Below are 21,747 nucleotides of genomic sequence, written 5' to 3'. Positions count from 1 at the left end.
TATGACAACGACTAATAAACAAGAACCGCTGATTTCGATTCGCAATTTATGTGTTGACTACATCACTGATGCTGGCGATGTCCGTGCGGTAAATAACGTAAGCTTTGATATCGCACCGGGTGAAGTCTTTGGCCTAGCAGGAGAATCAGGCTGTGGTAAATCCACCGTTGCTTTCTCACTAATGCGCCTACATAAGCCGCCAGCATTTATTACCGGTGGTGAAGTGATCTTCAACGGTGAGAACATCTTAAAGTACAGCGAACAACGCATTCAGAGCTTCCGTTGGAGTGAGATGTCAATGGTATTCCAAAGTGCCATGAATGCATTAAACCCTGTACTACCAATGGAAGAGCAGTTTTGTGATGTCATCATGCGTCATACCAATATGACTCGTGATCAAGCTCGTAAGCGTGCTGCCGGCCTACTCGAAATTGTTGATATTCACCCAGATCGTCTAGGTGACTACCCTCACCAATTCTCTGGTGGTATGCGTCAACGACTCGTAATTGCGATTGCATTAGCCCTTAACCCTAAAATGATCATCATGGATGAACCAACAACCGCACTGGATGTTGTGGTTCAACGTGAAATCTTACAGAAAATCTATGCGTTAAAAGAAGAGTTTGGTTTCTCGATCTTATTCATTACCCATGACTTATCGTTGATGGTTGAGTTCTCAGATCGCATTGGGATTATGTACTCAGGTGAATTGATTGAGGTTGCGCCTTCTAAAGAAATTTTAGAATCACCGTATCACCCTTACACCAAAGGGTTGGGATCATCTTTCCCACCATTAACTGGACCTAAGACGAAGTTAACCGGCATTCCCGGTAACCCTCTTAACCTGTTAGAGATCCCTGAAGGTTGTCGTTTCCAAGCGCGTTGTGAGCGTGTTCATGACACTTGTCGTCATGTTCCAACTCAGTTACGTCAAATAGAACCGGGTCGATTATCAAACTGCCATTTATATGGTGAGCCGATTGTTCAGGCGAAAGTTTAATTAAACGAGATAGAAATCAACATATCGTTTAGTCGTCACTAACGGCCAGTAAAACAAGAATTAGCGAGAAGCTGGAGACAATTATGAGCTCATCAGATAAATACGGAAAATTACTCATTGAAGGGAAGAACTTAGTTAAAGACTTCCCGATCACCAGTAATTCATTGAAACAGCCAATGATGCGAGCGATTAACGACGTATCATTCAAAATGTACAAAAGCCGTGGCTTAGCCGTAGTGGGCGAATCCGGTTCGGGTAAATCCACCACTGCCAAAATGATTGCCAAAATGTACGCCCCAACGGCCGGTACGATTGAATATAAAGGCCGCGATATTCTCGATATCACTAAACGCCAAGATCTCATGCATTACCGTGAAGGCGTACAAATGGTATGGCAAGACCCATTTGGTTCATTAAACCCAACTCACAATATCTTTCACCATATTGCGCGCCCGCTGATCATTCATAACAAAGTGAAAAGCAGCAATAAGAAAGAGTTGCAAGAAAGAGTCTATGAACTGCTAGAGCAAGTAGGTCTTAACCCGCCAAAAGAAACAGCGGCAAAATTCCCCCACCAGCTTTCAGGGGGTCAACGTCAACGGGTTAACTTAGCGCGTAATATCGCGGTGGGTGCCGAAGTCGTACTAGCCGATGAGCCAACGTCTATGCTCGATGTTTCTATCCGCGCAGGGGTACTTAACCTGATGGAAGAAATGAAGTTTGATAAGCAGATGTCACTTCTGTACATCACGCACGATATCGCCACCGCTCGTTATATTGCCGAAGATCTGTCAGTGATGTATGTCGGCCACATGGTGGAATGGGGTGATACCGATGAAATCATTCACGATCCTCAACACCCTTATACACAACTGCTCGTTTCTGCGGTTCCGGATCCTAAAAAATCGATCCATGAAAAACTGAAAGGTAATAAAGGGGAAATTCCTCTTTGGACGCCGGATTCCCTTGGCTGCCCATTTGCCGGACGTTGTTTACACGCGACCGACAAATGTCGCGAGAAAATGCCTGGTGTCACTCAGTTAGCAGAAAACCACTTTGTTCGCTGTTACCTATTTGAGGATTAATCCTCGATTTACCCGCATACCAACCTGACCTCTTTACTCAGGTTGGTATGCCAACAAACTATTTGAACGTTGTCTATGCCTTTACAATTCTGGGCTATAGGCAGGAGGCTTGAAGCAGATATGCAAATTCTCACTAACCATATTGGTTACTCATGCTTTAGCAGCAAAAATGCGGTAGTACTTGCCTCAGATTTTAATACAGCAACCAATACACCAGCTCGCCCTCTCATTGCCCAATTAATCAATATTGATACTCAGCAAGTAGAGGAAGAATTTCCAGTTACTTTTGTGGGGAAAGTGGATCGTTGGCATCATGGCGATTTTGCTCAGATCGACTTTTCTCGCTTTTCTAAAGCTGGCCGCTACTGCCTTTCTATTGACTCGATTCAATCTCACAGCTTTGAGATCAAAAATGATCTTTTAATGCAGCGTACTTTTTCTGATCTCCTTCACTACTTTAAATCTCAGCGCTGCGGTGGAAAGTTTGATAAGCAAGATCGCAACGCGCCAATATTGAGCTCAGATCAATCAGAACCGCAAACCGTCGATGTACATGGCGGTTGGTATGACGCCTCTGGCGATGTCAGCAAATATTTAAGTCACCTTTCTTATGCTAATTATTTAAATCCACAGCAAATTCCGATGGTAGTGTGGAATATGCTGAAAGGCTTACATCTTGCAAAAGATCACGATGACTTTGCGTTATTTTCTCAAGTTCGTTTAATCGAAGAAGCATTATTTGGCGCAGACTTTTTAGTTCGCATGCAAAGCCAACAAGGCTTCTTCTATATGACTGTTTTTGATAAGTGGAGTAAAGATACCGCTCAACGTGAAATTTGCGCTTATGAAACGCAAGAAGGTCATAAAGGCAGTGATTACCAAGCGGGATTTCGTCAAGGTGGCGGCATCGCGATTGCAGCATTAGCAGCAGCATCTCAATTAGAAGAAAGCGGTGAATACAGCCAACAAACCTACCTAGATTGTGCGCTCAAAGGTTATCAACATTTAATTGAGTACAATACCCAATACCTCAACGATGGCGTTGAAAACATTATTGATGAATATTGCGCCCTACTCGCCAGTGTTGAGCTATATCGTAGTACTCAAGATGCATTTTATTTATCGGAAGCACGTCGCTGGTCGCAAGCATTAATGTTGCGTCAAACCTCTGATGAGAACTTCGATCACTTTTGGTCAGCCAATCAAGACGGCTCAAGACCTTACTTTCATTCTGCAGAAGCCGGATTACCGACGATTGCTCTCACTGAATACTTAGCGATTGAAAACGATCAAGCACTACGTCAAACCACTTTATCGGTAATTGAAAATGCGGTGCGCTTTGAGCTCACCATTAGCCAGCAAGTAGCGAATCCATTTGGCTACCCTCGCCAATATGTAAAAGCGGTTGATAGTGACAAACGTGACGCCTTTTTTATTGCGCATAACAATGAATCTGGCTATTGGTGGCAAGGCGAAAATGCACGACTTGGTTCGCTTTCTGCCATGGCTAATTTGGTGCAGCCTTATCTGCAAGATCCACAATTGAAAAACCAATTACAAAGCTACGCTCAATCCGCGCTCGATTGGATTTTAGGCTTGAACCCATACGATATGTGCATGCTTGATGGACACGGCCACAACAACCCTGACTACCTACCAGAACTCGGCTTCTTTAATGCCAAAGGCGGCGTATGCAATGGCATCACCGCAGGTTTTGATGATGAAGCCGATATCGCATTTAATCCTGAACCACAAAAAGATGACATGCTGCAAAACTGGCGTTGGGGTGAGCAATGGATCCCACATGGCGCATGGTATTTATTGGCGATCATCTCGCAACAATATGCGGTAACAGGATCAGCAGCGGAGAGCAACCATGAGTGATTTATTGGTCGGTATTGATGGTGGTGGCACCTCATGTCGCGCACGAATTCGTGATAGCCATGGAGCATTACTTGGTGAAGGCAAAAGCGGTAGCGCCAATATCTTGTTAGGTGTTGAGGTTGCCATGGCTGCCATCATTGAAGCGATCAATCAGGCCGCTCAACAAGCTGGCTTATCCCAACAAGACTTTTCTCGCATGCATCTAGGGCTTGCTCTAGCGGCAGCTGAACAAGAAAGTGCCTGGCAGCAATTTATGTCTCTGCCACATCCTTTTGCTAGCGTAGTACTCAATACCGATGCTTATGGTGCTTGCCTAGGGGCGCATCAAGGACAAGATGGCGCAATCATGATTGCCGGCACTGGATCTTGCGGCATTTTATTAGCTAAAGGGAAGCAACATGTGGTCGGTGGGCGTGAATTTCCAATCTCTGATTTAGGCGGGGGCGCGATTATGGGACTTAGGCTAATTCAACACAGCCTACTGGTTCAAGATGGCATCTACCCTGCTAGCCCTATCACAGAGCTTGTTATGAGTCATTTTGATCATGATATTGATGCCATCGTCACTTGGTCTAAAACCGCTCGTCCATGTGATTACGGCCAGTTCTCACCGAAAATATTTACCTGTGCTAATCAAGGTGATGAATTTGCCGCAAGCTTGCTCACTCAAACTGCGCAAGATATTGAAATGTACCTCAACGCACTAGTAAACAAGGGCGCAAAACAGATTGCCTTGATGGGAGGCATTGCTGAACGAATCCAACCTTGGCTTTCGCCAGCAATCACCGAGTATTTAGTGCCAGCCAAAAGCGATGCAATGGAAGGCGCTCTAATGATGGCTCGCCAACCTAAACACAACTTATTTAATCCGCTATTCGCTGATAAATAAAATGACAACCGATTACGCCTCAAAAGGTGAGAAAATGGATTATCGAATTGACCTTGCTGTTCTTGAAGAACAAGAGAATTACGCACGTTTTGGTTTAACGCTTCATAACCTTAGTGATAACGATCTACATGACTGGGCATTAAATGTCAGCTTTCGTCGTTATATTCAACCGACTAGCTTAACGCAAGGTAGCATCAGTCAAACTGGTAGCTTTTGCCGCTTTGTGCCAAACCAACATCATACCTTAGCCGCCAATGCGCATTATTATGTAGAGTTTGGTTGCCATACCTCACCTTTTCAATTGCTTGATGATGGTTTTGATGATGCGTTTCTCCAAACTAACATTTCAAATAAACCGCAATCTTTGGCGGTAGCGGTCACTCCTGTCGCCTTAAAGTCGGCCAGTAAACAACGAACGTCACTGCCAACCATTGCCGCTAACTATCAAGGCATCATTCCGCAGCCACAAAGCTTAAAACCTATGGATGGTCAGTTTGATTTAAGCCAAAGCTTGGTCTTTCAATCGCACACCAATCAAGCAAAAAGTGCCTTAACATGGCTTGCGGGAGAGCTGAGCCAAATTTTAGATTCCACCATCAAGATGAGTAATCAAGGTAACTTATGTTTTGTGGTGTCGCCTAATTTAACGGATGGCGAATACAAGTTAGAAATTCAGCCAAAGCAAATTATTTTGGAAGCCAATTCATCCAGTGGATTTATGCATGGCTGTGCTTCACTTTGGCAATGGATAAGTCATCAAGTCCATAATAACCAGCCATCATTACCTTGTGTATTAATTGAAGATAAACCGCGATTTTCTCACCGCGGCATGATGCTGGACTGTGCTCGCCACTTCCATGGTGTCGATACGGTTAAGCGCCTAATTAATCAATTAGCACAATTAAAATTCAACGTTTTTCATTGGCATTTAACCGATGATGAAGGTTGGCGTATTGAAATTAAAGCCTTTCCACAATTAACCGACATTGGCGCATGGCGCGGTATTGATACCCCAATCGATCCGCAATATTCCAATCTAGCAGGCAAGCATGGCGGGTTTTATTCGCAACAAGAGATCCGCGAGATAGTTCAATATGCGGCAGAGCGTAACATTATCGTGATCCCTGAAATTGATATTCCGGGTCACTGTCGCGCAGCGATTAAATCATTACCGGAACTGCTGGTTGATCCCGATGATCAATCGCAATATCGCAGTATTCAATACTATACCGACAATATTCTCTCTCCGGCGCTTGAAGGCACTTACACCTTTATCGACACCGTGCTCGAAGAAGTCGCGCAACTATTCCCTGCGCCTTTAGTTCATATCGGTGCCGATGAAGTTCCGGAAGGCGTTTGGACTGAAAGCCCTAAATGCCAAGCGTTAATGCAACAGCATGGATACTCCAATGCTAAAGATTTACAAGGCCATTTATTGCGTCATGCAGAAGATAAACTGCAATCACTAGGCAAGCGAATGATTGGTTGGGAAGAAGTGCAACACGGCGATAAAGTCAGCAAAAACACCATCGTTTGCTCATGGCAAAGTGAAAAAGCGGCGGTTGAATGTGCTGGCACCGGCTTTGATGTGATCTTACAACCGGCGCAGTTTACCTACCTCGATATCGTTCAAGACTATAACTGCGAAGAACTCGGAGTTAACTGGGCTGGCGTTACCCCTTTAGAAAAATCTTATAGCTACGAACCTTTATCAGAATTAGCTGAGGACGATCCTCGTCGTCAACATATCTTTGGAATTCAATGTGGCCTTTGGTGCGAAATCGTCGACAGCCAAGATCGCATTGATCACATGCTTTTCCCTCGCCTGCTTGCTTTATCAGAGGCGTGTTGGACAAACAAGAAACACCGCAACTGGGAAGATTTTTTAGCGCGTCTCAATGGGCACTTACCCACTTTGACACACCAAGGTATTCGTTTTCGCCCTTGGCAATAAAACGCACGAAACATCATTTCCAAGGTTTATTTTTTAAGTAAGGACTACATTATGAAATACGGTTTTTTCGATAACGACAATCGTGAATATGTCATCACTCGCCCTGACGTACCTGCGCCATGGACCAACTACCTAGGGACTGAAAAGTTCTGTACGGTGATTTCTCACAATGCTGGTGGCTACTCTTTTTATAACTCGCCAGAATATAACCGTGTGACCAAGTTCCGTCCTAATGCCAGCTTTGATCGCCCAGGGCACTACGTTTATTTACGTGATGATGAAACCGGTGATTACTGGTCAATTTCATGGCAGCCAGTGGCAAAGAGCCTAGATGAAGCCAACTACGAAGTTCGCCACGGCTTGTCTTACTCAAAATTCAAGTGTGAATACAACGGCATCACCGCTACTAAAACTCTGTTTATTCCGAAAGGAGAAGATGCGGAAGTGTGGGATGTCGTAATTAAAAACACTTCAGATAAACCACGTACCATCAGTGCTTTCTCGTTTGTTGAGTTCTCATTTAGCCATATTCAATCGGATAATCAAAACCACCAAATGTCTTTATATTCGGCAGGCACTTCTTACCGTGAAGGTGTGATCGAATACGATCTTTACTACAACACCAATGATTTTGAAGGCTTCTACTACCTAGCCTCTACTTTTGACCCTGATTCTTACGACGGTCAACGCGATAGCTTCTTAGGCTTATACCGTGATGAAGCGAACCCAATCGCGGTTGAACAAGGTAAATGCTCTAACTCAGCGCAAACTTGTTATAACCATTGTGGCTCTCTACATAAGCAATTTGTTATCCAGCCAGGTGAAGAAGTGCGTTTTGCTTTCATCCTAGGTATAGGTAAAGACAATGGCGAAAAACTGCGTGCTAAATACCAAGATATCGCTAACGTTGATGCAGCATTTGCGGGTATTAAAGCGCATTGGGATGAGCGTTGTGCCAAGTTCCAAGTGAAGTCACCTAATGAAGGCTTAGATACCATGATTAACGCATGGACTCTTTACCAAGCCGAAACCTGTGTGGTGTGGTCGCGCTTTGCTTCCTTTATCGAAGTCGGTGGCCGTACTGGTCTTGGTTACCGTGATACCGCGCAAGATGCGATTTCAGTGCCTCACTCTAACCCAGCAATGACTCGCAAGCGCTTAGTCGATCTACTCCGTGGCCAAGTCAAAGCTGGTTACGGTCTGCACCTGTTTGATCCTGACTGGTTTGATCCTGAAAAAGCCGATGTCAAACCATCGAAATCACCAACCGTTGTTCCAACGCCAAGTGATGAAGATAAGATCCACGGCATTGAAGATACCTGTTCCGACGATCACTTATGGCTCGTTCCAACCATTTGTAAATATGTCATGGAGACTGGTGAAGAATCCTTCTTTGATGAGCAAATTCCTTACGCCGATGGCGGCAATGCTTCTGTGTATGATCATATGAAAGCGGCGCTCGATTTCTCCGCAGAATACGTCGGTAATACCGGTATTTGTAAAGGCCTACGCGCTGACTGGAACGACTGCCTAAACTTAGGCGGTGGTGAATCATCAATGGTGTCTTTCTTGCACTACTGGGCACTACAAGAATTTATCGATCTAGCTAAATACCTTGGCAAAATGGAAGATGTCGACAAGTACACCACTATGGCAGAAGGTGTTCGTCAGGCGTGTGAAACTCACCTATGGGATGAAGAAGGCGGTTGGTATATCCGTGGCCTAACCAAAGATGGCGACAAGATCGGTACAGCCCAACAAACCGAAGGTAAGATCCATCTTGAATCCAATACCTTAGCAGTATTATCTGGCGCAGTTTCACAAGAACGTGGCGAAATTGCCATGAACTCAGTGGATGAGCATTTGTACTCTCCGTACGGCCTACACCTCAATTCACCTTCATTCGCAACGCCAAACGATGACATAGGTTTTGTCACCCGAGTTTATCAAGGGGTAAAAGAAAACGGCGCAATCTTCTCGCATCCAAATCCTTGGGCATGGGTAGCAGAGGCCAAACTAGGCCGTGGTGATAAAGCGATGAAATTCTATGATGCACTAAACCCATACAATCAAAACGACATGATTGAAAAGCGCATTGCTGAACCATACTCCTACGTGCAATTTGTGATGGGCCGCGATCACCAAGATCACGGACGTGCCAACCACCCATGGTTAACCGGTACTTCAGGTTGGGCTTACTTTGCGGTCACCAACTTTATTCTTGGTGTACGTCTAGGCTTTGATGGTTTGAATATTGATCCTTGTATTCCAACTAACTGGCCGGGCTTTGAAGTCACTCGTCAATGGCGTGATGCCACTTTCAACATCAAGGTAGAAAACCCTAACAACGTCAGTAAAGGCGTCAAATCTATCACGCTAAATGGTGAAACGATTGACGGTGCGATTCCTGCTCAAGCCGCGGGTAGTGTTAATGAAGTTGTGGTGGTGATGGGATAAAAGTCCCTAGGTTACGGGTCTCGGGTCTCGGGTCTCGGGTCTCGGGTCTCGGGTCTCGAAGAAACTTAAAAGAATGGAATTTTCAAAGCAAAATTAGTCGAGCCACGAGAAACGAGTATCCGTTCTCTTCGGCTCTTTTATAAGGACATCAAAATGATCAAATTTGGAACCGGCGGTTGGCGCGCCTTTATAGGTGAGGAATTCACCCAAGCCAACGTGCGACTGGTTGCTCAGGCTGTCGCTAATATCATGCAAAAAGAAAGTGTCGTTGATAATGGCTTCGTGATTGGTTATGACCGCCGCTTTTTATCAGATAAAGCCGCCCTTTGGTTTGCTGAAGTTTTAGCCGCTAATGGCATTACGGTTAGCTTTATCAATCGCTTTGTACCCACGCCAATCGTGATGTTTCAAAGCAATAAAATGGGCTGTACTTATTCAGCTTGTATTACCGCCTCACATAACCCTGCCGATTACAACGGCATCAAGGTATTTATTGAAGGTGGCCGTGATGCGGATGAAGTGATCACCCAAAAGATCGAAGCGCAAATTGCGGTACTCACTGATCGCGATGTTAAACGCATCGATTTTGAAGACGCGCTTGAATCTGGCCGTATTGCAATCATTAACCCAATGAACGACTTTGTGGATTCCGTGATCAACTTTATTGATATCGAAGCCATCAAAAAAGCCAATTTACGCGTATTGATCGATCCTATGTTTGGGGTGGCGAAGAATGCTCTGCAAACCGTATTGATTAATGGCCGCTGTGATGTGGACGTGATCAACGATGGTGAAAACCCGTCCTTTGGGGGTCTAATGCCTTCCCCTAGTGCGGCAACGTTATATCGCCTTAAGCACCTAGTGGCAGCAGAAGGTTACGACATCGGTATTGGTACGGATGGAGATGCGGATCGCCTAGGCATTATTGATGAAAAAGGTAACTTCATCCACCCAAATGAAGTCTTGATGCTGTTGTACTACTACCTACTTGAATACAAAGGTTGGAAAGGCTCGGTAGTACGTAACATTGCTACCACTCACCTACTCGATAAAATCGCTGCGGATCACGGTGAAAAGAGCTTTGAGGTACCTGTAGGCTTTAAACACATCAGTAGCCAAATGGAAGCTGATGATTCACTAATTGGTGGTGAAAGCTCGGGTGGTTTAACCATTCGTGGCCACATCAAAGGTAAAGATGGCGTATTTGCCTCAAGCCTATTGGTGGAGCTTATCAGTGTAACGGGCAAGAAGTTGTCGGAAATGCTGGATGAAATCTATGCTCGCTATGGTTATGCCTACACCGCCGAAGGTGACTGCACATTCAAACCCGCGCAAAAAGAAGTGCTGTACAACAAGATCTACGTTGAAAAACTATTGCCCGAGTTTGAGTACGAAGTCGAAAAAGTCAGCTATGACGATGGCGCAAAAGTGTACTTTAAAAATGGTGGTTGGGTGATCGCCCGCTTCTCAGGTACAGAGCCGCTACTGCGTATTTTCTCGGAAATGGAAGATAAAGAAACGGCTGAAGGTGTTGTTGCTCAGATGAAAGCGTTCTTAGCGTTATAGGAGCTAGGTTGCTAGGTACGAGTTTCTAGTCCCTAGGTTTGCAAGAGATCGTGGTGAGAGCTGCGGTCTCTTTTTTCGTTTCTCGATTCCCATTAAAAAAACTAATCCATCACATTGATTTTCTTCTTGTGAATCTACTCACATTTTTATTGCTGAATAAAGTGTTTAGCTCTAATATCCACGCCAATTTCAGGGTCACTTTTACCCTTTCCTTACTTATCTTTATTCTTGTGGAGAAGATGGATGTCTGCGCCTTTTAGTTTAATCAAACTAACCTTCTTAATCGCCATTTTGGCGGCTGTTGGCCAAATGACGCAAACCATGTATGTACCATCAATGGGTTACATGGCACATGAATTTCATGTATCCGCAGCTTCAATGCAAGCGGTGATGGCCTGCTACTTAATTCCTTATGGATTATCGCAATTTATTTATGGGCCATTATCTGATCGCTTAGGTCGCCGACCTATTATTTTAGTCGGCTTAGTCATCTACGTTGCCGGCTCTATTTTGGCGCTATTTTCTCATAACTTTCATTTATTCTTGGTAGCAAGTTTTATCCAAGGTATGGGGATTGGTTGTGGCGGCGCGATGGCAAGAACATTAAGTCGCGATTGCTTTTCTGGGCAAGACTTACATAAGGTCAATAGCTTGATCAGCATGTGCCTGATGTTTTCACCATTAATGGCTCCGCTATTAGGTGGCTACTTAACGGAAGCGTTTAATTGGCGCAGTAGCTACTTGTTCCTAGCCCTATTTAGCATTGGCGTGACCATTATTATGTTCACTCACATGACGGAAACATTACCGAAGGAATCACGTCGCTATGATTCAGTGGCAACTAGCTACCGTTATGTAATGAGCAATCGCCAATTCCAAGGTTACTTATTATGCTTAGTCGCGACGTTTGCTGGCGTGGCACTATTTGAAGCGGCGGCAGGTGTACTACTTGGTGGTAAGCTCAAAATGGCAGCAACCACGGTAAGTTTGTTATTCATTGTACCGATTCCCGGCTACTTGCTAGGTGCGGCAATGTCGAGCTGGATTGCTTCTCGCCATTCAGAAAAACGAGCGCTTAACTTCGGCTTGGTCGCGATTGCTATTGGCTCATTGGTAATATTTATTCCGGGAGTATTTGGCTTCACCAACGCGGTAAGTTTAGTGGGTGGCGCAACCATCTACTTCTTAGGCGCTGGTGTGTTATTTCCAGCAGCGACAACTGGTGCTATTTCACCATTTCCTCATCATGCAGGAACGGCAGGAGCATTATTAGGTGGCATACAGAATTTCGGCGCGGGAATGGCAACATTATTAGCTGCAATGATGCCAGCACAAAACCAGCTTCCACTAGGGGCGTTAATGCTTGCAATGTCATTACTGGCAGTCATCGGCCTACATAGAGTCAATAAAACACCAATGCCGCCAGATGTATTGGGTAGCACGCTCTAATAACTAAATCCTGAATACACGAAGAAGCCGCGCAAGAAATCAATTCTTACGCGGCTTTACTTTATCTATCTTTTTATTAACCGTTGTAATTAATTCAGCGCCGGCGATGAGAATTTTATGCCATCCCAACCATGCTCAATAAAATTACGAATATTTTGATGATCATCGTTTTCCGGATGCTGTAAAACATCTTCACGGTAGAACTTACCAAAACAAGCCAGAGTTTGCGCTTGAGTTAAATTATGCATTTGAGCAAAGGCAAAGATCTTACAAGAGCCATTGTTTTGCCCTGCTTCATTCTCTACCTCACCATTGATAAAGGCGCTTGGAGTAAAGCGATAGTTCGCATCAATCGTAGCGATGGTCTGCTCAAATTCTACCGATAGCGGCTCTGTGGTCACTTGATGCAAAAATTCCGTTAATTCCATATTCATCTTCTCCTTAAATCCAAATAATTTAAAACTAGAATACCAAAGCACCATCGCAATCGACAGTCACCGAGACATGTTGTCCTACTTCGAGCAAATGATGTGATTGACCAAGTAATTTCACTCCTTGTACATCCACCACATAACGACAATGATCGCCCATAAATTGCTGTTCAATCACTCGATTCTCGCTACTCTCATCCAATTGCAATAATACTTGCTGCGGCCTTAATAAAATTTCACAACCTTGCCCTACTGCTATCGAATCAACACTGACTACCTGTAACTCACCTAGTACCGTGTCAAACCGGTTCGGTGCCAGTTTTTGCGCCGGTAGATAACAACCGCCGCCTAAAAAGTTCGCCACAAACTTACTCGAAGGTTGGTAATACAGTTGAGCAGCACTGCCAAATTGCTCAATAACCCCATTGTTCATAACCGCCATTTTATCTGAAAAGGCAAAAGCTTCTTCGCGGGAATGAGTAACAAAAATCGCCGTCACCCCTTGTTGCTTAAAGATACGGCGAATATCGCGAATCAATTCATGGCGCACTTGAGTATCAATATTAGAAAACGGTTCATCCAATAATAAAAGGTCTGGCTGATAAGCCAATGAACGTGCAATCGCAACGCGCTGCTGTTGGCCACCAGAAAGCTGATGAGGATAACGCTCACCTAACCCAGATAAATGAACCAACTCCAACATACTTTCGACTATTGTACTTCGTTGTGATTTTGAATGGTCTTGCAGACCAAAAGCCACATTTTCAGAAACCGTCAAATGGGGAAATAGTGCGTAGTCTTGGAAAATTAAACCGATATTACGTTGTTCTGGTGCTACCCAATGTTCGCCATCATCAATCAGATTATCATTTAATTTCATTTGCCCAGATGATAATGGTAACAGCCCCGCGATCGCTTTAAGTAAGGTGGTTTTGCCACAACCACTGGCACCAAGCAAACAAACAATTTCCCCTTGTTGTACCGATAAATTCAGGTTCTCTAAAACGGGTGTCGATATTTTAGGTTGAGTATGCGAGGGATAATGACACGTCAAACCTTCAATTTTTAATGCGAAAGACTCTGCTTTTACAGCTTGATGTTGAGAGGTCATTTAATGCACCTTTTCTAAAGAACGATTAACAATAATTAAAGGCAGTAAACCTACCAAAATTAACAAGATTGCAGGTAGTGCTGCCAATTCTAATTGCTGGTCTGAAACATAGTTATAAACATAAGTCGCCAAGGTCTCAAAATTAAAAGGGCGTAATAATATTGAGGCGTTAAGCTCTTTCATTGACTCGATAAACACCAATAAACCCGCAATCAATGTTCCTCTCATCACTAAAGGAATATGAACTCTGCGCAACATCTGACTAGAATTACACCCCATAGTGCGAGCAGCCATATCTAAACTAGGTGTCACCTTTGCTAAACCGCTTTCAACGCTTCCGATAGCAACAGCAGAAAAACGAACGCTCAATGCAAACACTAACGCAAACATAGTGCCTGAGAAAATCAGCCCAGGTCTTCCCCAATCCATAAATTTAGCCACATCATTAACACTATGATCTAGCGTTAATACCGCCACCATAATGCCAATGGCAAGTACAGTTCCCGGTACTGCATAGCCTAATGACGATAACCGCATTGGTATTAACGCCGATTTTGAAACATATCCGCCTTGCCCTGATAATCGATGATAAAAGTTCACAATAAGTGCAATCACCACGCAAACCAACGCGACGCTGAATGAGACTTTTAAACTATTTAAGGAGTAAACTTTAAACTCGGTTGTCCAGCTATCTGAAAAGTAATGTAGGCTGTAATAAGCTAGTTGAAGAATCGGTAATAAAAAACCACCTAACACCAATCCCCAACACCATATTAGTGCTAGCCATTTCTTCCAGCCTACCAATAGGTAGCGGTGATCTTCATGGCTAGTAAACTGAGCTTGGAAGTGCTTTTGCTTGCGCCTACTATAACGTTCAGCGCTAAGCAGTAACACGACGACCAATAACATAATGGAAGAGATTTTTGCGGCTGCCGTAAGGTTGGAATACCCCAGCCAAGTATCATAAACCGCAGTGGTTAGCGTACTCACAGCAAAATAATTGACGGTTCCAAAATCACCTAAGGTTTCCATTGCCACAAGCGAAAGCCCTACAGCAATCGCCGGCCTAGCCAAAGGCAATGAAACACGAAAGAAACTTTGTGTAGGAGTACATTTTAATAATCGAGCAGATTGTAGTAATGAACCGCTTTGCTCCATAAAAGCTGAACGGGACAATAAATAAATATAAGGGTAAAGAACCAAGGCTAAAACCGTCATTGCCCCGGGTAAAGTACGAAGATCAGGAAACCAATATTGTTGCGGAGTAAGTTCGAAGGTATTTCTTAGCCAAATTTGAATCGGGCCTGCAAAATCAAACCAATCGGTATAGACATAACCCACAATATAACCCGGCATTGCTAAGGGCAGAACTAAAGCCCATTGCAGTGTTTTCTCCCCAGGAAGTTTGCACATCGCCATTAGCCAAGCGCTAGGAATACCAAACAGCAAAGCAAGCAACATAGTGCCCGCAACCAATAAAAAGGTATTTAAAGTATAGGTAGGTAGAACAGTGGAAAATAGATGTGAAAAAAGTTCGTCACTTTCACCGATAGCCGTATAAAAAATCGCGAGAATAGGCAAGATGAGTAACCCCATCACCGCCCAACTTCCTAACTTCCACTTAAAATACTTTTCCTTCATCGCGACCACTTAACGCTTATAAAAACCACAAAAGGGAAGCCTAAGCTCCCCCTTTCATTTTCGATTTAACTTTGACTAAAATTACAGATCAAATTTTACTTCATCCAATAATTTCACTGCAGCTTCATGGTGAGCGGCAATTTCATCTAGCGATAAATCATCCGCTTTATAGTCACCCCAAGATGCCACTAATTCCGAAGCTTCAACACCCTGCTTAACTGGAGATTCAAAGTTATCTTTAGCATACATTTTCTGTGCAGCATCACCAGATAAGAACTCCATAAGTTTGAGCGCATTCTCTTTATTCGGCGCATATTTTGCCATCGCCATGCCACTGATGTTTACGTGCGTACCAAAGGCTTCTTGACCTGGGAAGTTGATGTATACCGCTTCAGCCCATGCTTTTTGCTTATCATCTTCAAGCATTTTACCTAGGTAGTAGCTATTACCGATAGAGTAATCACACAAGCCTTCTTTAATCGCTTGAACCTGTCCACGGTCATTACCTTGTGGTTTACGTGCTAAATTCTCTTTTACGCCTTCTAGCCATTCTTTTGTTTCCGCTTCACCATGGTGACCAATCATCGCCGATACTAAAGAAACGTTGTATGGGTGCTTACCTGGACGAGTACAAATCTTGCCTTTATATTCAGGTTTCGCTAAATCCATATAATCAAATGAAGCAGGTAGCTTGCCTACACGATCTTTTGATGAATAAACCGCACGAGCACGTGTTGTCACACCAAACCACTCGCCTTCTTTATCACGATATTGAGATGGGATATTGCCATTAATCACATCGCTATTAACAGCTTGAACAACTTCTTTATCACTCAACTCAGCTAAACGGCTAATATCAACAGTAAGTACCACGTCAGCAGGGCTGTACTCGCCTTCTTGAACCAGTTTTTCTGCCAAACCATCTTTAGCAAATTTCACATTTACTTTAATGCCAGTTTCTTCAGTAAACTCTTTTAGCATTGGCTCAACAAGAAACGGTTGACGGTAAGAATAGACATTCACTTCTTCTGCAGCCATAGCGATAGGGGCGAAAGTCGTTGCGGTAACCGCAGAGGCTAGTAACAGCTTTTTCATTAAACTCATCCTTAAACTAAATGTAAGTGATAACAATTATCAATGCGTTTATTATATGGAGAATAGGATTTAACTCAACCGTTGGTAGCTCACAAAAATGAAAAACCCCACTCAAATGAGCAGGGCTTTGTAACAGAGTATAACGATGTAACTTAATCGAACGATAAATTACTTAGTTGAAGTGAACTCTGGGTAAGCTGCGACACCACAATCGTGCATATCAACGCCATCCATTTCTTCTTCTTCACTAACACGGATGCCCATAGTAGCTTTCAAGATACTCCAAACTACTAAGCTAGCACCAAATACCCATGCAAAGATAACTACCGCACCGTAAATTTGCGCGCCAAACGTTGCATCAGAATTACTAAATGGAACCATTAGTAGACCGAAGACACCACACACACCGTGCACAGAGATAGCACCCACTGGATCATCAATCTTCACTTTATCTAGGAATAAGATACTAAAGATAACTAATACGCCGGCAATTGCACCAACCACTAACGCCATTACTGGAGATGGTGATGCTGGGTCTGCCGTAATCGCAACTAGACCTGCTAATGCACCATTAAGGATCATAGTAAGATCAGCTTTGCCCCAAATCAGTTTCACAGTAATCAAAGCAGCAACCGCACCAGCCGCCGCAGCCGCATTAGTGTTTAAGTAAACTTGACCAATTGCTGTTGCATCCGCCGCTGAAGATAACGCTAGCTGAGAACCACCATTAAAGCCAAACCAACCAAACCAAAGGATAAATGTACCTAGCGTAGCTAGCGGCATGTTTGAACCTTGAATTGGGTGAACTTCACCATTCTTGCCGTATTTACCTTTACGTGCGCCCAGTAGTAACACACCCGCTAATGCCGCTGCTGCACCCGCGAGGTGAACAATACCTGAGCCTGCAAAATCACTGAAACCAGCAGCAGATAAGAAACCACCGCCCCAAGTCCAGTAACCTTCAATTGGGTAGATAAAGCCAGTTAACACCACACTAAAGATCAAGAAAGTAGACAGTTTCATACGCTCTGCTACTGCACCAGATACCACTGACATTGCTGTCGCGACAAACACTACCTGGAAGAAAAAGTCTGATTCTAAAGAGTGTGAAGCACCTTCACTTTGAGAGCCAATCAGGCCGCCAAATGATGGGAACACGCCGCCTTCTGCATTACCAACGTACATGATGTTATAGCCGACCAATAAGAACATGGTGCAAGCAATACCAAACAGTACAAAGTTTTTAGTTAAAATTTCTGTGGTATTTTTTGAACGAACTAAACCCGCTTCTAACATGGCAAAACCTGCTGCCATCCACATGACTAGCGCACCAGATATCAGTAAGAAAAACGTATCTAACGCGTATTTGATTTCTACAATTTCCATATCTTAATTCTCCGTCCCTTAATCCTTTAAAGTGCTTCGTCGTCCATTTCGCCAGTACGAATACGAACTGCTTGCTGCAGATCAAAGACGAAAATTTTACCATCGCCGATTTTACCGGTTTGTGCGGCTTTCATAATCGCTTCAATCACACGATCCACATTGTCACTTTGAGTGGCAATTTCTACCTTCACTTTCGGTAAGAAATCCACTTGATATTCCGCGCCACGATACAGCTCTGTATGGCCTTTTTGACGTCCAAAGCCTTTCACTTCAGAAACAGTCATACCCTCAATGCCTACATCAGCTAACGCTTCACGGACATCGTCTAATTTAAACGGTTTGATTATTGCACTAATTAATTTCATTGCATTCCCTCGTCATGATGCATTCCTTTAACATTTACAATGCTTTCAAGTTGCGTGCCAACTTTATAAGCTGTTGATTTAAAGGGAATAGATAATGAGTGGGAATTTAAGGGGGAAATCATGCGCACCATAATAGTGCGCGCGATTCACAATAAAATAGCAAGGAGGGAGAAAAAGAAAGATTAGGCGACAAATGCACGCCAAGAATGCAAAACTTGTTCAAAGTCTTCGATACCACACCATGATTCACTTTCTTCATCATAAGCAGAAAGATCATCCTCTCTCTCTTCTTCATAAATAGAGGCTTCATGACTTAACAAATGGTTAGAAGAAATATGCACTTCATTCTGCTCAAGAAACAAACTCCAATCTTGGCCTAATAATCGCCATTCTTGGTTAATATTTCTCTGTGCACCAATTTGTTGCAAAACGCTATCAAGCTTAGCGGTATCGGTACCGATTTCTTCAATTAACCAATGGCCAATGGCTTCATGTCCTGAAGAGAACACCACACGATAGCTACCATCTAAGGTATTTTTCTTAAATTCAAAGTCCATAACGGAGCACTTTTTTATTTTTAGGAGGATATTGAGAGTTTACTTGGTAATGATTGGAAATGCGACTTGGCGACCTTTTCTCTCTAAACGAAAAAAACCGCTGATTGCTCAGCGGTTTTATAACGTAAGTAAATTAACTCAAGGCCGTTATGCTGGCTCTTGGAAAATCACTGTGTCAGCTTTATCGGTGTAATGCTTCATCTGATGGAAGTTCAGATAGCGGTATGTATCTGCAGCTGTCGCATTAATTTGCTCAGCATAGCTTAAGTACTCTTCTTTAGTCGGGATACGACCCAGAATTGCACCCACTGCTGATAGTTCAGCAGACGCTAAGAATACATTCGCACCATTACCCAAGCGGTTCGGGAAGTTACGCGTTGAAGTCGACATTACGGTCGATTTCTCAGCAACACGTGCTTGGTTACCCATACATAATGAACAGCCCGGAGTTTCAATACGAACCCCAGCACGTCCGAAGATACCGTAGTAACCTTCTTCGATTAGCTGATCTTTATCCATCTTAGTTGGTGGCGCTACCCATAGGCGAGTATCTAATTCACCTTTGTGTTTTTCCAGTAACTTACCAGCCGCGCGGAAGTGACCAATGTTAGTCATACAAGAACCGATGAATACTTCATCAATTTCAGTACCTTGAACATCAGAAAGCAGGCGAGCATCATCTGGATCGTTTGGCGCACAAAGGATTGGTTGATCAATCTCTGCTAGGTCAATTTCAACCACATGAGCATATTCAGCATCTTTATCAGCGCTCATTAGCTCAGGTTTAGCTAACCACTCTTCCATTGCTGTGATACGACGTTCAATCGTACGAACATCACCATAACCTTCAGAGATCATCCACTTCAGCATCACGATGTTTGAATTAAGGTATTCAGCAATCGACTCTTCTGAAAGTTTCACCGTACAACCGGCAGCAGAACGTTCCGCTGAAGCATCAGAAAGCTCAAATGCTTGCTCTACCGTTAGGTGCTCAAGACCTTCAATTTCTAGTACGCGACCAGAGAATTCATTGATCTTACCGGCTTTTTCAACCGTTAGTAGACCTTGTTGGATACCGTAGTAAGGGATCGCATGAACAAGATCACGCAAGGTAATACCTGGTTTCATTTCGCCTTTAAAGCGTACTAAAACAGATTCAGGCATATCCAATGGCATCACACCAGTGGCAGCAGCAAAGGCAACAAGACCAGAACCGGCTGGGAATGAAATACCAAGAGGGAAACGAGTATGCGAGTCACCACCAGTACCAACGGTATCAGGTAGAAGCATACGGTTTAACCATGAGTGAATGATACCATCACCCGGACGAAGCGATACACCGCCACGGTTCATAATGAAATCCGGTAGCGTATGGTGGGTATTCACATCAACTGGTTTTGGATAAGCTGACGTATGACAGAAAGACTGCATCACTAAGTCTGCAGAGAAACCTAGACAAGCCAGATCTTTAAGCTCATCACGCGTCATTGGGCCAGTCGTATCTTGAGAACCGACTGTGGTCATTTTAGGCTCACAGTAAGTGCCAGGACGAACGCCTGTCACACCACATGCTTTACCTACCATTTTCTGAGCAAGCGTAAAGCCTTTGTCAGATTCAGCAACCGGTACAGGACGACGGAACACTTCTGAAGGCTCAAGACCTAAAGAAGTACGAGCGCGATCGGTTAGACCACGACCGATGATCAATGGAATACGACCACCAGCACGGACTTCATCGTAAAGTACGTCAGTTTTTAGCTTAAAGGTAGAAATCACTTCATCAGTGCCGTGCTTGCATACTTTTCCTTCATGAGGATAAATATCAATCACATCACCCATGTTCATTTTAGATACATCAAGCTCGATAGGTAGTGCACCCGCATCTTCCATAGTGTTGAAGAAGATAGGCGCAATTTTACCACCTAGGCAGAAACCACCCGCGCGTTTGTTTGGCACGTATGGTATATCGTGTCCCATAAACCAAAGCACTGAGTTAGTCGCCGATTTACGAGAAGAACCAGTACCAACAACATCGCCCACATAAACTAGTGGATGACCTTTTTCTTCTAGTTCTTGAATTTGTTTAATTGGACCAACATTACCTGCATCATCAGGGTTAATACCTTCACGTTCATTTTTTAGCATTGCTAAAGCATGAAGCGGGATATCAGGACGAGACCATGCATCCGGTGCCGGAGATAGATCATCAGTGTTGGTTTCACCTGTTACTTTAAAGACAGTTAAGGTTACTTTATCTTCAAGTTTAGGTTTGTTTAAGAACCATTCTGCATCCGCCCATGATTGCATCACTTCTTTCGCAGATTCATTACCTGCTTTGGCTTTTTCTTCCACATCATGGAAAGCATCGAACATCAGTAATGTTTGCTTAAGTGCGGTTACCGCGATCGGCGCGAGTAGCTCATCATCTAAAAAGCTCACTAATGGCTCGATGTTATAACCGCCCTGCATAGTACCTAGCAATTCAGCGGCTTTTTCACGAGAAATTAATGGAGATTCAGCTTCGCCTTTCGCGACGGCAGTTAAAAAACCAGCTTTAACATAAGCGGCTTCATCAACGCCAGGTGGGATACGGTTAACAAACAGATCAAGAATAAACTCTTCTTCATCTTGAGGTGGATTTTTCAGTAGTTCTACCAAAGCAGCGACCTGCTCTGCGTCTAAAGGTTTTGGGACAATTCCTTCAGCGGCACGCTCTTCGACGTGTTTACGGTAGGCTTCAAGCACGACTCATTCCTCTCATTGCGGTCGACCCTTCTATTTGTGATAAAGGGTAAACATCCTTGGAAATTTGGCTTCCTGCCCATGTTTTATTATGAATTAGTATTATGGCTGATTCTTAATAATCGAATACGGTCG

16 protein-coding genes are annotated in these 21,747 nt (G+C 43.8%); 8 read left to right on the top strand and 8 right to left on the bottom strand.

Features of this window, described 5'->3' with window-relative positions:
• The first annotated feature begins 1 nt into the window (after position 1).
• From L3V25_RS13500 to emrD, 8 genes are all read left to right on the top strand, one after another.
• Positions 2 to 1,000, top strand: coding sequence for an ABC transporter ATP-binding protein (locus L3V25_RS13500; RefSeq protein WP_089124852.1), 999 nt, complete (start codon positions 2 to 4; stop codon positions 998 to 1,000).
• 83 nt (positions 1,001 to 1,083) lie between these two features.
• Positions 1,084 to 2,085, top strand: coding sequence for an ABC transporter ATP-binding protein (locus tag L3V25_RS13495; RefSeq protein WP_192999617.1), 1,002 nt, complete (start codon positions 1,084 to 1,086; stop codon positions 2,083 to 2,085).
• 120 nt (positions 2,086 to 2,205) lie between these two features.
• A complete protein-coding gene (locus L3V25_RS13490; protein WP_237296034.1) occupies positions 2,206 to 3,969 on the top strand; it encodes a glycoside hydrolase family 9 protein in 1,764 nt (587 codons plus the stop codon).
• On the top strand, positions 3,962 to 4,858 hold the full coding sequence (locus tag L3V25_RS13485) for an N-acetylglucosamine kinase (protein ID WP_237296033.1): 897 nt from the start codon (positions 3,962 to 3,964) through the stop codon (positions 4,856 to 4,858). The genes L3V25_RS13490 and L3V25_RS13485 overlap by 8 nt, the downstream gene beginning before the upstream one ends.
• 34 nt (positions 4,859 to 4,892) lie before the next feature.
• Positions 4,893 to 6,812: a family 20 glycosylhydrolase gene (locus L3V25_RS13480; protein WP_237296032.1), complete on the top strand. Its 1,920-nt coding sequence runs from the start codon at positions 4,893 to 4,895 to the stop codon at positions 6,810 to 6,812.
• A 51-nt stretch (positions 6,813 to 6,863) separates the two neighbouring features.
• Positions 6,864 to 9,269, top strand: a complete 2,406-nt coding sequence (locus L3V25_RS13475) for an amylo-alpha-1,6-glucosidase (RefSeq protein WP_237296031.1) — start codon at positions 6,864 to 6,866, stop codon at positions 9,267 to 9,269.
• Positions 9,270 to 9,422: 153 nt separating this feature from the next.
• Complete coding sequence (locus L3V25_RS13470) at positions 9,423 to 10,835, top strand: phosphoglucomutase/phosphomannomutase family protein (RefSeq protein ID WP_237296030.1); 1,413 nt, start codon at positions 9,423 to 9,425, stop codon at positions 10,833 to 10,835.
• Positions 10,836 to 11,078: 243 nt separating this feature from the next.
• Positions 11,079 to 12,284: a multidrug efflux MFS transporter EmrD gene (emrD, locus tag L3V25_RS13465; protein WP_237296029.1), complete on the top strand. Its 1,206-nt coding sequence runs from the start codon at positions 11,079 to 11,081 to the stop codon at positions 12,282 to 12,284.
• Between the two features lie 89 nt (positions 12,285 to 12,373).
• Here the strand turns inward: emrD and L3V25_RS13460 are convergent, their stop codons facing one another.
• The 8 genes from L3V25_RS13460 to acnB form a co-directional block, all read right to left on the bottom strand.
• Complete coding sequence (locus tag L3V25_RS13460) at positions 12,374 to 12,712, bottom strand: HopJ type III effector protein (protein WP_237296028.1); 339 nt, start codon at positions 12,710 to 12,712, stop codon at positions 12,374 to 12,376.
• Positions 12,713 to 12,746: 34 nt separating this feature from the next.
• Positions 12,747 to 13,826, bottom strand: coding sequence for an ABC transporter ATP-binding protein (locus tag L3V25_RS13455; protein ID WP_237296027.1), 1,080 nt, complete (start codon positions 13,824 to 13,826; stop codon positions 12,747 to 12,749).
• Entirely contained in the window at positions 13,827 to 15,467 is a 1,641-nt protein-coding gene (locus L3V25_RS13450) for an iron ABC transporter permease (RefSeq protein ID WP_237296026.1), read from the bottom strand.
• An 81-nt stretch (positions 15,468 to 15,548) separates the two neighbouring features.
• The gene (locus tag L3V25_RS13445; RefSeq protein ID WP_237296025.1) at positions 15,549 to 16,562 is read right to left on the bottom strand and encodes a Fe(3+) ABC transporter substrate-binding protein; all 1,014 of its coding nucleotides are present in this window, start codon (positions 16,560 to 16,562) and stop codon (positions 15,549 to 15,551) included.
• A 168-nt stretch (positions 16,563 to 16,730) separates the two neighbouring features.
• Positions 16,731 to 17,948, bottom strand: coding sequence for an ammonium transporter (locus L3V25_RS13440; RefSeq protein WP_237296024.1), 1,218 nt, complete (start codon positions 17,946 to 17,948; stop codon positions 16,731 to 16,733).
• A 26-nt stretch (positions 17,949 to 17,974) separates the two neighbouring features.
• Complete coding sequence (gene glnK, locus L3V25_RS13435) at positions 17,975 to 18,313, bottom strand: P-II family nitrogen regulator (RefSeq protein ID WP_027696300.1); 339 nt, start codon at positions 18,311 to 18,313, stop codon at positions 17,975 to 17,977.
• 182 nt (positions 18,314 to 18,495) lie between these two features.
• Entirely contained in the window at positions 18,496 to 18,870 is a 375-nt protein-coding gene (locus tag L3V25_RS13430; RefSeq protein WP_237296023.1) for a YacL family protein, read from the bottom strand.
• Between the two features lie 147 nt (positions 18,871 to 19,017).
• Positions 19,018 to 21,615, bottom strand: a complete 2,598-nt coding sequence (gene acnB, locus L3V25_RS13425; protein WP_237296022.1) for a bifunctional aconitate hydratase 2/2-methylisocitrate dehydratase — start codon at positions 21,613 to 21,615, stop codon at positions 19,018 to 19,020.
• Positions 21,616 to 21,747: the final 132 nt, after the last annotated feature.

The sequence above is a fragment of the Vibrio sp. CK2-1 genome (genome assembly GCF_021726515.1).
GTDB lineage: Bacteria > Pseudomonadota > Gammaproteobacteria > Enterobacterales > Vibrionaceae > Vibrio.
Note: the sequence above shows the minus strand (reverse complement) of the source record. Positions and strands in the feature narration are given on the sequence as shown.

Bases quoted from the DNA above. Each gene is read 5' to 3' on its own strand.
- L3V25_RS13500 (WP_089124852.1), top strand. From the start codon at position 2: ATGACAACGACTAATAAACAAGAACCGCTGATTTCGATTCGCAATTTA.
- L3V25_RS13495 (WP_192999617.1), top strand. From the start codon at position 1,084: ATGAGCTCATCAGATAAATACGGAAAATTACTCATTGAAGGGAAGAAC.
- L3V25_RS13490 (WP_237296034.1), top strand. From the start codon at position 2,206: ATGCAAATTCTCACTAACCATATTGGTTACTCATGCTTTAGCAGCAAA.
- L3V25_RS13485 (WP_237296033.1), top strand. From the start codon at position 3,962: ATGAGTGATTTATTGGTCGGTATTGATGGTGGTGGCACCTCATGTCGC.
- L3V25_RS13480 (WP_237296032.1), top strand. From the start codon at position 4,893: ATGGATTATCGAATTGACCTTGCTGTTCTTGAAGAACAAGAGAATTAC.
- L3V25_RS13475 (WP_237296031.1), top strand. From the start codon at position 6,864: ATGAAATACGGTTTTTTCGATAACGACAATCGTGAATATGTCATCACT.
- L3V25_RS13470 (WP_237296030.1), top strand. From the start codon at position 9,423: ATGATCAAATTTGGAACCGGCGGTTGGCGCGCCTTTATAGGTGAGGAA.
- emrD (WP_237296029.1), top strand. From the start codon at position 11,079: ATGTCTGCGCCTTTTAGTTTAATCAAACTAACCTTCTTAATCGCCATT.
- L3V25_RS13460 (WP_237296028.1), bottom strand. From the start codon at position 12,712: ATGGAATTAACGGAATTTTTGCATCAAGTGACCACAGAGCCGCTATCG.
- L3V25_RS13455 (WP_237296027.1), bottom strand. From the start codon at position 13,826: ATGACCTCTCAACATCAAGCTGTAAAAGCAGAGTCTTTCGCATTAAAA.
- L3V25_RS13450 (WP_237296026.1), bottom strand. From the start codon at position 15,467: ATGAAGGAAAAGTATTTTAAGTGGAAGTTAGGAAGTTGGGCGGTGATG.
- L3V25_RS13445 (WP_237296025.1), bottom strand. From the start codon at position 16,562: ATGAAAAAGCTGTTACTAGCCTCTGCGGTTACCGCAACGACTTTCGCC.
- L3V25_RS13440 (WP_237296024.1), bottom strand. From the start codon at position 17,948: ATGGAAATTGTAGAAATCAAATACGCGTTAGATACGTTTTTCTTACTG.
- glnK (WP_027696300.1), bottom strand. From the start codon at position 18,313: ATGAAATTAATTAGTGCAATAATCAAACCGTTTAAATTAGACGATGTC.
- L3V25_RS13430 (WP_237296023.1), bottom strand. From the start codon at position 18,870: ATGGACTTTGAATTTAAGAAAAATACCTTAGATGGTAGCTATCGTGTG.